The sequence below is a fragment of the Streptomyces sp. NPDC058284 genome, from assembly GCF_042881135.1.
Taxonomy (GTDB): Bacteria; Actinomycetota; Actinomycetes; order Streptomycetales; family Streptomycetaceae; genus Streptomyces.
In genome coordinates this window covers 318,887-331,228 of record NZ_JBHVYE010000001.1, presented here as the reverse complement: position 1 = coordinate 331,228, position 12,342 = coordinate 318,887, and the positions used below count along the sequence as shown (strand labels likewise).

Sequence of the window (12,342 nt, the reverse complement as noted above, 5' to 3'; positions counted from 1 at the left end):
CGGCGGCGCACCCCGCGATCACGGGCGGGGAGCTAAAGCGCACATGGTGAGCGAAGAGAAGCTGGTCGACTACCTCAAGCGTGTCTCCGCGGACCTGCACGCCACCCGACAGCGGCTGCGCGAGGCCGAGGAGCGCGACCAGGAACCGGTGGCCGTCGTGGAGACGGCCTGCCGCTACCCCGGCGGCATCCGCACCCCCGAGGACCTGTGGGGCCTGGTCTCCGCGGGCGGCCACGCGCTGGGCCCCTTCCCCGACAACCGGGGCTGGGACCTGGAGCGGCTCTTCCACCCCGACCCCGACCACCCGGGGACGAGCTACGCCCGCGAGGGCGGGTTCCTCCACGACGCCGACCTCTTCGACCCGGAGTTCTTCGGCATCAGCCCGCGCGAGGCCGCCGTACTCGACCCGCAGCAGCGGCTGCTCCTGGAGTGCGCCTGGGAGGCGCTTGAGCGTGCGGGCATCGACCCGCGGGCCCTGCGGGGGAGCCGCACCGGCGTGTACGCGGGGGCCGCGCTGCCCGGCTTCGGCACCCCGCACATCGACCCGGCGGCCGAGGGCCACCTCGTCACCGGCAGTGCCCCCAGCGTCCTCTCGGGCCGACTCGCCTACACCTTCGGCCTTGAAGGCCCGGCGGTGACCATCGACACCGCCTGCTCGTCGTCGCTGGTCGCCGTGCACCTGGCCGCCCACGCGCTGCGCCGCCGGGAGTGCGACCTGGCGCTCGCGGGCGGCGTCACGGTCATGACCAACCCGTACGTGTTCACCGAGTTCTCCCGCCAGCGGGGCCTGGCCGCCGACGGCCGCTGCAAGCCCTTCGCGGCCGCCGCCGACGGCACCGCCTTCTCCGAGGGTGCCGGACTCCTCGTACTGGAACGCCTCTGCGACGCCCGCCGCGCGGGCCACCGGGTGCTCGCCGTCATCCGCGGCTCCGCCGTCAACCAGGACGGCGCCAGCAACGGCCTGACCGCCCCCAACGGCCCCGCCCAGCAGCGGGTCATCCGCGCCGCCCTCGCCGGGGCGCGGCTCTCGCCCGCGGAGGTCGACGCGGTCGAGGCGCACGGCACCGGCACCCGGCTCGGCGACCCCATCGAGGCCGACGCGCTCCTCGCCACGTACGGGCAGGAGCGGCACGGGAGCCGGCCGCTGTGGCTCGGCTCGGTCAAGTCCAACATCGGCCACACCCAGGGCGCGGCGGGCGCCGCGGGCCTGATCAAGATGGTCCAGGCACTGCGCCACCAGACGCTGCCCGCGACGTTGTACGCCGACGAGCCCACCCCGCACGCCGACTGGGAGTCGGGCGCGGTACGCCTGCTCACCGAACCGGTCGACTGGCCGCAGGGGGACGGCCGGGTCCGCAGGGCGGGCATCTCCTCCTTCGGCATCTCCGGCACCAACGCCCACCTCATCCTCGAAGAGGCACCTCCGACCGGCGCCGAACCGGCAGCCGCCGAGAGCGCCCCCGATGAAGGCGCCGCACCACGGCCCGTCACCCGGCTGCTGAACGCCGAACTCCCGCAGACCGTCGAACACCCGCAGACCGCCGAACGGCGACCGCTGCCCTGGCTGCTCTCCGCCCGCACCCCCGCCGCACTGCGCGCCCAGGCCGACGCGCTGGCCGGGTACCTCACCGCCCGGCCCGAAAGCCCCGCGGCCGACGTCGGCGCGACACTGCTGCGCCGCACCCTGTTCGAGCACCGCGCCGTGGTGCTCGGCGACGACCACGACGCGTGTGCCGCAGCGCTGGCAGCCCTCGCCGCGGGCCGCTCCCACCCCGCCCTCACCCGCGCCGCGGGCCCGGCGAGGCCCGGCGGCACCGCCTTCCTGTTCACCGGTCAGGGCAGCCAACGCACCGGCATGGGCGCTCAGTTGTACGCGGACTTCGACGTCTTCGCCGATGCCTTGGACGAGATCTGCGCCCACCTGGACCCGTTGCTCGACCAGCCGCTGAAGCCCGTCCTGTTCGCCGCAGCCGACACCGCGCAGGCGGCGGCGCTGCACGGGACCGGGGTGACCCAGGCCGCCCTATTCGCCCTCGAAGTCGCGCTGTACCGCCTGGTCACCTCCTTCGGCATCAAGCCCACTCAGCTGACCGGGCACTCCGTGGGCGAGATCGCCGCCGCGCACGTGGCCGGGGTGTTCTCCCTGCCGGACGCCTGCAAACTGGTCGCGGCGCGCGGTCGCCTCATGCAGGCCCTGCCCCCCGGCGGCGCCATGCTCGCCGTCCAGGCGGCCGAGGACGACGTGCTCCCGCTGCTCGAAGGGAAGGAGGAGCGTCTCTCCCTCGCCGCGGTCAACGGCCCCACCGCCGTCGTCGTCTCGGGCGAGGCCACCGCCGTCACGGAGCTCGAACGGGCCCTGCGGGGGCGGGGGCCGAAGGACGGTGAACGGAAGACCGGCGGAGTGAAGACCAAGCGCCTCAACGTCAGCCACGCCTTCCACTCGCCGCTCATCGAGCCGATGCTCGACGACTTCCGGCGCGTGGTCCGCACGCTGACTCTCCACCCGCCGACGCTGCCCGTCGTCTCCAACCTCACCGGCCGACTCGCCGACGCGGAACTCCTGACCGACCCCGAGTACTGGGTGCGGCACGTCCGCCGCCCCGTGCGCTTCTTCGACGGGCTGGTCACGCTCGACGGCCAGAACGTCGCGCGGTACGTGGAGTTGGGGCCCGACCCCGTCCTCGCCACCATGGTCCAGGACTGCCTCCCGGACCGGGCGGTTCCGACGGACGACACCGAGGCCGACACCGACACCGGCACCGGCACCGGCACCGGCACCGCCGAGGAGGCCGCGCCGGTCGTGACGGCCGTCCTGCGCGCCGGACACGACGAGACACGCACGCTCCTGAGCGCCGTCGCCGCGCTGCACACCGACGGCCACACCGCCGACTTCACCTCCCTCGTCCCGGCCGGGGCCGCGCAACTGCCGCTCCCCACCTACCGCTTCCAGCGTCGGCGCTACTGGCGTACGACTCCCGACGCCGCCGCACCCGCCCGCGCCGCCGACCTCCACGAAACCGGCCACCCGCTCCTGCCAGCCGTCATCCGGCAGGCAGACGGCGGCCTCCTGCTCGCGGGACGCCTGTCCCTGCGTACGCACCCATGGCTCGCCGACCACACCATCGCGGGCGGCGTACCGCTGCCCGCCACCGCCTTCGTCGAACTCGCCCTGCTCGCGGGGCGGTACGCCGACTGCGACACCGTCGACGATCTGACCCTGGAAAGCCCGCTGCTGCTCGACGAGGCGGGCGCCGGTCCTGGTATCGGTACCGCTTCCGGTGTCGGTACCGCTTCCGGTGCCGTTCACATACAGGTCGCCCTCACCGCCCCGGACGCGTCCGGTCGCCGTACCCTCACCGTCCACACCCGCCCAGCCGACGACGTCACCGGCACCGGCACGGGAAGTGGAAGCGGAGCCGGGGTCGATACCGGTGCCGACTACGGCGGCGACAGCGCGGGACACCACAGCTGGCGCCGCCACGCCACCGGCGTCCTCGCAGCGGGCCCGGCCACCGAACCGTCCGCGCCCGATGCCGCGCCCTGGCCGCCCGCCGAAGCCACCGCCCTGGACGTCGACGCGCTGTACGACCGCCTCGACGCGCAGGGCTACCACTACGGGCCCGCCTTCCGCGCCGTCCACGCCGCCTGGCGGCACGGCGACGACCTGTACGCCGACGTCCGCCTCGCCGACGAACAGCGCGCCGAAGCCGACGCGTTCGGCCTGCACCCCGCCCTGCTCGACGCCGCCCTGCACGCCGTCGACGAGCTCTACCACGACGGTGAGGGGGAGGCGGAGGCCCCGGTCCGGCTGCCGTTCTCCTTCAGCGACATACGCCAGCACGCCACCGGCGCCACCCGCCTGCTGGCCCGCCTCAGCCCCCGCGGCGACGACCAGCTGCGGCTGACGCTGACGGACCCCGAGGGCGCCCCGGTCGCCACCATCGACACCCTGCGGCTGCGCCTGATCCCCGCCGACCGCTGGCGCGCCGCCCGCCCCACCACGAGCCCACCCCTGTACCACCTGGACTGGCAGCAACTCCCGCTGGCGGACGAGGCGTTCACCGGCAGAACTTGGGCCGTACTCGGCTCCGACGACGCGGGAATCGGCCCCGCCGCCCACCACCCGGACCTGTCCGCCCTGACGGCCGCCGTCGCGAACGGCGAACCCGAGCCGGATCTCGTCTTCGCTCCCTTCCCCGCAGAGGCCGACGGCACGACGGCCACCCCCACCCGTGAGGGGGGCGTGGCAGGCGTCCCCGCCCAGCTACGGGCCCACGCCCAGCGCGCCCTGGAGCTGCTGCGCGACTGGCTCGCCGCGGACAGCCTCACCGCCGCCCGGCTCGTCATCCTCACCAGCGGTGCCGTCACCGCCCGCACCGGCGACGCCCCCGCCGACCTGACCACCGCGCCCCTCTGGGGGCTGGTCCGCGCCGCCCAGGCCGAGCAGCCGGACCGCGTCCTGCTGGTGGACATCGACCAGGACGCCGCGTCACGCCACGCGCTGCCGTCCGCCCTGGCCGCCGCGGTCAGCCACGCCGAGCCGGAACTCGCCCTCCGCGCGGGCACCGCACTCGTGCCGCGCCTCGCCGTCACCCCGCCCCGCCCCGACACCCCCGCCCCGCCCATCGCCCCCGAGGGCACCGTCCTCATCACCGGCGGCACCGGCGGGCTCGGCCGGGCCGTCGCCCGGCACCTGGCCACCGCACACGGCGCCCGCCACCTGCTCCTCGCCGGCCGCCGGGGCGAAGCCGCCGAAGGCGTCGCGGAGCTGCGCGCCGAGCTCGCCGACCTCGGTGCCGGCGTCGACGTGCGCGTAGCGGCCTGCGACATCACCGACCCCGACGCGCTGACCGGACTCCTGTCCGACATTCCCGCCGCGCATCCGCTCACCGCCGTCATCCACGCCGCGGGGGTCATCGACGACAGCCTCATCGCGACGATGACGCCCGACCGGCTCGACACCGTCCTCGCACCGAAGGCCGACGCGGCCTGGCACCTGCACGAACTCACCCGCGACAGGGACCTCGCGGCCTTCGTCCTCTTCTCCTCCGGCGCCTCCGTCATCGGCAACGCCGGCCAGGCCAACTACGCCGCCGCCAACGCCTTCCTCAACACCCTCGCCGAGCACCGGCGCGCCCACGGCCTGGCCGCCACCTCGGTCGCCTGGGGCCTGTGGGAGTCGGCGTCCGGAGGCATGGCCGCCCGGCTCGCCGAGGCCGACCGCGCCCGCATCCTCCGTACCGGAGTGCGCGGTCTCGACGACGGCCAGGCCTTCGCCCTCTTCGACGCGGCTCTCCGCTCCCCGCACCCCACGGTCCTCGCCACCCGCTTCGACCGGGCCGTGCTGCGCGGCCAGGCCGCCGCCCGCACCCTGCAGCCCGCCCTGCGCGGCCTGGTACGAGCCCCGCGCCCCACCGCAGCCACCGCCGCCACCGCCGAAGAGAGCGCGCCCACCTCATGGAGCGCCCGGCTCGCCCGCCTGACCGACGCCGACCGCGACCGCGCACTCAGCGAACTCATCCGCGAGCAGATCGCGACCGTCCTGGCCCACCCTTCCCCGCACACCATCGAACTGGGCCGCGCCTTCCAGGAGTTGGGCTTCGACTCGCTCACCGCCCTGGAACTGCGCAACCGCCTCTCCACCGCAACCGGCATCCGGCTCCCCGCCACCCTCATCTTCGACCACCCCAGCCCCAGCGCCCTCGTACGCCACCTGCGCAGCCTCCTCCCCGACGGCGACCGGCCCACGGCCCCGGCCGCCCTCGCGCCGACGGCACGCACCACGGCCACCGACGACGACCCCATCGCCATCGTCGGCATGGCCTGCCGCTACCCGGGCGGCGTGACCTCCCCCGAAGAGCTGTGGCAGCTCGTGGCGAGTGGCACCGACGCCGTCGGCCCGTTCCCCGAGGACCGCGGCTGGGACACGGACACCCTGTTCGACCCCGACCCCGACCGGGTCGGCCACAGCTACACCCGCGAAGGCGGCTTCCTCTACGACGCCGCCCGGTTCGACGCAGGGTTCTTCGGCATCAGCCCGCGCGAGGCAGCGGCCACCGACCCGCAGCAGCGACTGCTGCTCGAAACCGCCTGGCAGGCCTTCGAACACGCGGGCATCGACCCGGCCGCCCTGCGGGGCACCTCCTGCGGCGTCATCACCGGGATCATGTACGACGACTACGGCTCCCGCTTCCTCGCCCGCAAACCGGACGGCTTCGAGGGCCGCATCATGACCGGCAGCACACCGAGCGTCGCCTCCGGCCGGGTCGCCTACACCTTCGGCCTGGAAGGCCCCGCCATCACGGTGGACACCGCCTGCTCCTCCTCACTGGTCGCGATGCACCTGGCGGCCCAGTCGCTGCGGCAGGGAGAATGCGACCTGGCGCTCGCCGGCGGCGCGACCGTCATGGCGACCCCGAACACCTTCGTCGAGTTCTCGCGCCAGCGCGGCCTGGCCCCCGACGGCCGCTGCAAGCCGTTCGCCGCCGCGGCCGACGGCACGGGCTGGGGCGAGGGCGCCGGACTCGTCGTCCTGGAACGCCTCTCCGACGCCCGCCGCAACGGCCACAAGGTTTTGGCCCTGCTGCGCGGCTCGGCGGTCAACCAGGACGGCGCCAGCAACGGCATGACGGCCCCGAACGGCCCCTCCCAGGAACGCGTCATCCGCGCCGCCCTGTCCGGCGCGGGCCACACCCCCGAAGACATCGACGCGGTGGAGGCGCACGGCACCGGCACGACGCTGGGCGACCCGATCGAGGCGCAGGCGCTCCTTGCGACGTACGGCCAAGAGCGCGATGCGGAACGGCCGTTGTGGCTCGGTTCGATCAAGTCGAACATCGGCCATACGCAGGCTGCGGCAGGCGTCGCCGGTGTCATCAAGATGGTGATGGCGCTGCGCCACGAGCAATTGCCCACCACCCTGCACGCCGACGAGCCGAGCCCCCACGTGGAGTGGCAAGGAGGCGGAGTACGCCTGCTGACCGAACCGGTCCCGTGGTCGCGCGGCGAACGTGCGCGCCGCGCCGGGGTGTCGTCCTTCGGCATCTCGGGGACGAACGCGCATCTGATCCTGGAGGAAGCGCCGGAGGATGCGCCGGAGGAGACGGTGCCTGAGGTGTCGCAGGAGGCGCCCGGGGCTGTGGTGCCGTGGGTGGTGTCCGGACGTGGCGAGGCCGCATTGCGGGAACAGGCGCGTCGGCTGAGCGAGTTCCTGGCGACTGCGGATTCACTGAGCACCTCGGCGGCAGCGTCGGCGGAAGTCGGCTGGTCGCTGGTCAAGACGCGGTCGGTGTTCGAGAACCGGGCTGTGGTGGTGGGCCGGGAGCGTGCGGAGCTTGTGGCGGGGTTGCGTTCGCTGGCTGCGGGTGAGCCGTCGGCGCATGTGGTCGAGGGAGCTGTGCGGGGGGCTTCCGGTGCCGGGCCGGTGTTGGTGTTTCCGGGGCAGGGGTCGCAGTGGGTGGGGATGGGGGCTCGGCTGCTGGATGAGTCGCCGGTGTTCGCGGCTCGAATCGCGGAGTGTGAGCGGGCGCTGTCGGCGTATGTGGACTGGTCGCTGACGGAGGTGCTGCACGGGGACGGCAGTGAGCTGTCCCGGGTTGAGGTGGTGCAGCCGGTGTTGTGGGCGGTGATGGTGTCGCTGGCGGCCGTGTGGGCGGACTGTGGGGTCGTACCGGCTGCTGTGGTGGGGCATTCGCAGGGGGAGATGGCGGCTGCGTGTGTGGCCGGTGCGCTGTCGTTGGAGGATGCGGCGCGGATCGTGGCCGTACGCAGTGATGCGCTGAGGCAGTTGCAGGGGCACGGGGATATGGCCTCGTTGGGGGTGAGTGCGGAGGAAGCGGCTGAGCTGATCGGGGACGACCGGCCCGGCGTGTGCATCGCAGCGGTCAACGGTCCCTCGTCCACCGTCATTTCGGGCCCGCCCGAGCATGTGGCCGCTGTTGTGGCGGATGCCGAGGCATGTGGGTTCAGGGCTCGCGTCATCGACGTCGGGTATGCCTCCCACGGTCCCCAGATCGACCAGCTCCACGACCTGCTCACCGAGCGTCTCGCCGACATCCGGCCCTCCCGTACGGACGTGGCGTTCTACTCGACGGTGAGCGCGGAACGGCTTGCCGATACCACTGCCCTGGACACCGCCTACTGGGTCACCAACCTCCGCCGGCCCGTCCGCTTCGCCGACACCATCGAGACGCTGTTGGCCGACGGTTACCGGCTCTTCATCGAGGCCAGCCCCCACCCCGTCCTCAACCTCGGCATGGAGGAGACCATCGAGCAGGCGGACGTCTCCGCCACCGTCGTCCCCACCCTCCGCCGCGACCACGGCGACACCACCCAGCTCACCCGCGCCGCCGCCCACGCCTTCACCGCAGGCGCCGACATCGACTGGACGGGCTGGTTCCCGGCCGACCCCACCCCCCGTACCGTCGACCTCCCCACCTACGCATTCCAGCACCAGCACTACTGGCTGGAGGAACCCACCGCAGGCACGGGTGACGCCGCAGGCCTCGGGATGTCCTCCGTCGGTCATCCGTTGCTGGGCGCCTGCGTGGAGCTCGCCGAGTCCGACTCGTACGTGCTCACCGGGCGGCTCACGCCCAAGGCGCCCTCATGGCTGGCCGAACACGTGGTGGCTGGAACGGTCCTCGTGCCCGGCGCGGCGCTGGTCGAGTGGGCGCTGCGAGCGGCGGACGAGGCGGGCTGCGCCACCCTGGACGAGCTGCTGCTCCAGGCGCCCCTGATACTCCCCGACTCCGGCGGGCTACAGATCCAGGTGACCGTGGGGGCGGCGGACGAGGGCGGCCGACGTGACGTACACGTGTACTCGCGACTGGACCGAGCGGGTGGCGGCGCCGCTTGGCTGTGCCATGCCGTTGGCGCGGTGAGCCCTGAACCTGTGCCTGCGGAGCCGCAGGTGGCAGGCGAGTGGCCGCCGTCCGGTGCCGAAGCGGTGGACGTCGCGGACTTCTACGCGCGGGCCTCGGAGGCCGGGTACGAGTACGGCCCGGCGTTCCAAGGGCTGCGGGCGCTGTGGCGGCTCGGCTCCGATCTGCTCGCCGAGGTTGAGCTGCCCGAACAGGCGGGCACACGCGACGGGTTCGGGATTCACCCCGCCCTGCTCGACGCCGCCCTGCACCCGCTCATGCTCCTCGACCGGCCCGGCGACGGACAGATGTGGCTGCCGTTCGCGTGGCGCGGGGTGTCCCTGTGTGCGGACGGTGCGACCCACGTCCGTGTCCGGCTCAGCCCGCAGGGCGATGCGGCCGAGCGGGAGCTGCGGGTCGAGATCGCCGACGGTACCGGCGCGCCCGTTCTGAGGGCCGACGCGCTGACACTGCGCGCGGCCGACCCCCGGCAACTGGCGTCCGCCGTCAACACCGGTGTCGACGGGCTCTACACCGTGGAGTGGACGCCGCTCCCCGCGCCGCGGGCCGCCGCGCCGGACGGCGCCGGCTGGGTCGGGCTGACGGGCGAAGTCGGTCCGGCCGACGTGGTGCCGGTGGGCGGCGCCGTGCCCTGGGCGGTGCTCGCTCCCGTCGAGGCCTCCGCCGGTGACGGCGGCATGCCGGTCGTCGAGCGGGTCCTCGCGCTGGTGCAGGAGTTCCTGGCCGTGCCGGAGCTGGCGGACTCGCGGCTCCTCGTGGTGACACGGGGCGCGGTGGCCACCCATGGCGATGCGGACGTGGACACCTCCGCCGCGGCCGTGTGGGGCCTGGTGCGCACCGCGCAGTCGGAGAACCCGGGCAGGTTCGCCCTGCTCGACGTCGAGCCCGGTGCCGCGGCGGGCGGCTTGGACCGCCTGGACGGCCTGGATGGCCCGGACGGCAGCCAGCTGCCGCAAACCCTGCTGCGCCAAGCCGTCGAAGACCTCGACGAGACCCAACTCGCCCTACGCGGCGGCTCCGTGCTCGTCCCCAGGATGATGCCCGCAGGCGCGCCCGAAGAGCTGGTCCCCCCGGTCGGCGCCTCCATCTGGCGTCTCGGCACCTCGGGCACCGCCACCCTGGAGAACCTGTCGGTCATCGACGCCCCGGAGGCGCTCGCACCGTTGGAGGCTGGTCAGGTGCGGATCGCCGTACGGGCGGCGGGCATGAACTTCCGCGACGTGCTGATCGCGTTGGGCATGTACCCCGACAAGGGCACCTTCGCCGGGAGCGAGGGCGCGGGCCATGTGACGGAGGTCGGGCCCGGCGTGACCCATCTGTCGGTCGGTGACCGTGTGATGGGCCTCTTCGAGGGCGCGTTCGCCCCGCTGGCGGTCGCGGATGCCCGGATGGTCGTCCCGGTGCCGGAGGGCTGGAGTCTGCGGGAGGCGGCAGCGGTGCCCGTGGCGTTCCTGACGGCCTGGTACGGGCTGGTCGACCTCGGGCGCCTCCAAGCGGGTGAGTCGCTGCTCATCCACGCCGGTACCGGCGGCGTGGGCATGGCCGCCGTCCAAATCGCCCGCCATCTGGGCGCCGAGGTGTACGCCACCGCGAGCCCCGGCAAGCACGGTGTGCTCGACGGCATGGGCATCGACACGGCCCACCGCGCGTCGTCCCGCGATCTCGGCTTCGAGCAGGTCCTGCGGGAGGCGACGGGCGGGCGGGGCGTGGACGTCGTACTCAACAGCCTGGCGGGGGAGTTCACCGACGCCTCGCTGCGCCTGCTCGCCGAGGGCGGACGCATGGTCGACATGGGCAAGACCGACAAACGGGACCCCGACCGGGTCGCGGCCGACCACGCGGGCGCCTGGTACCGGGCCTTCGACCTCGTGCCGCACGCCGGACCCGAACGGATCGGGGTGATGCTGGCGGAGCTGGGAGAGCTGTTCGCCTCCGGCGCTCTGGCCCCGCCGCCGGTCACGTCCTGGCCGCTGGGGCGGGCGCGGGACGCCTTCCGGTTCATGAGTCAGGCCAAGCACACCGGCAAGCTGGTGCTGGAGATCCCGCCCGCTCTCGACCCGGACGGCACGGTGCTCATCACCGGAGGTACCGGTGTCCTCGCTGCCGCCGTGGCCGAGCACCTGGTCACGCGGTGGGGCGTACGGCATCTGCTGCTGGCCGGAAGGCGTGGACCCGAGGCGCCCGGAAGCACTGAACGGGCGGTGCAGCTAAGGGAGTTGGGCGCCGAGGTGAGCGTAGTCGCGGCCGATGTCAGTGACGCGGATGTCGTGGCGGAGCTCGTCGGCAAGACGGACCCGGCGCACCCGCTGACCGGAGTGATCCATGCCGCCGGCGTCCTGGACGACGCGGTCGTCACCGCGCAGACCCCCGACCGGCTCGCCCGGGTGTGGGCCGCGAAGGCGGCCGCGACGCGCCATCTGCACGAGGCGACACGCGGGATGCGGCTCGGCCTGTTCGTGGTGTTCTCCTCGGCAGCCGCGACCCTCGGCAGCCCCGGCCAGGCCAACTACGCGGCCGCCAACGCCTACGCCGAGGCCCTCGTCCGGCGCCGCCGGGCCGAGGGACTGACCGGCCTCTCCATCGGCTGGGGCCTGTGGCGGACCGCGAGCGGCATGACCGGGCATCTGGGCGAGACCGACCTGGCACGCATGAAACGCACCGGGTTCACCCCGTTGACCACCGAGCGCGCACTGGCGCTGCTCGACGCCGCCCGCGCCCACGGCCGGCCGAACGTCGTCGTGGTGGACCTCGACGCGCGAGCCGTCGCCGCGCAGCCCACCGATGCCCGGCCCGTCCTCCTGCGCGCCATCGCCGCCACGGTTCCGGGCGGCCGGAGCGCCCGGCGGACCGTGGCGGCGGGCGCTCCGGCCGCCTCGGCGGACGGTCTCGCCACCCGGCTCGCCGGACTGCCGCCCGCCGAACGGCGCCGACTGCTGCTCGACCTCGTCCGGACACACGTCGCAGGCGTCCTCGGGCACACCGACCACGACGCCGTCCGCCCGGACACCTCGTTCAAAGAGCTCGGCTTCGACTCCCTGACCGCCGTGGAACTGCGCAACCGGCTGGCCGCGGCGACCGGCCTCAAGCTGCCCGCGGCGCTCGTCTTCGACTACCCGGAGTCCGCCACACTCGTCGAACACCTCCTTGAGCGCCTGTCGCCCGACGGCGCCCCGCCGCCCCTCAAGGACGCCGCGGACCCCGTACTCAACGAACTCGGCAGGATCGAGTCCACCCTGGACGCCCTCGGTCAGGCCCTCGACGACGACGCGCGCGGCCGGGTCACCAGGCGCCTCAACACCTTGCTGGCGAAGGTGAACGGCGCGGGGGCCGGTGCCGCGGCCGGAGCGGCGGGCGTGGCGGGCCTGGAGGCGCTCGACGACGTCTCCGACGACGAGATGTTCGAGTTCATCGACCGCGAACTATGACCTGCCGACCTGCCGCTTGAACTACCGCCCTACCG

At 74.0% G+C, this 12,342-nt stretch carries 1 protein-coding gene; it reads left to right on the top strand.

Annotated features, from left to right (window positions below):
• Window positions 1-43: 43 nt before the first annotated feature.
• Window positions 44-12,307, top strand: coding sequence for an SDR family NAD(P)-dependent oxidoreductase (locus ACFVYR_RS01145; RefSeq protein WP_389611065.1), 12,264 nt, complete (start codon window positions 44-46; stop codon window positions 12,305-12,307).
• Window positions 12,308-12,342: the final 35 nt, after the last annotated feature.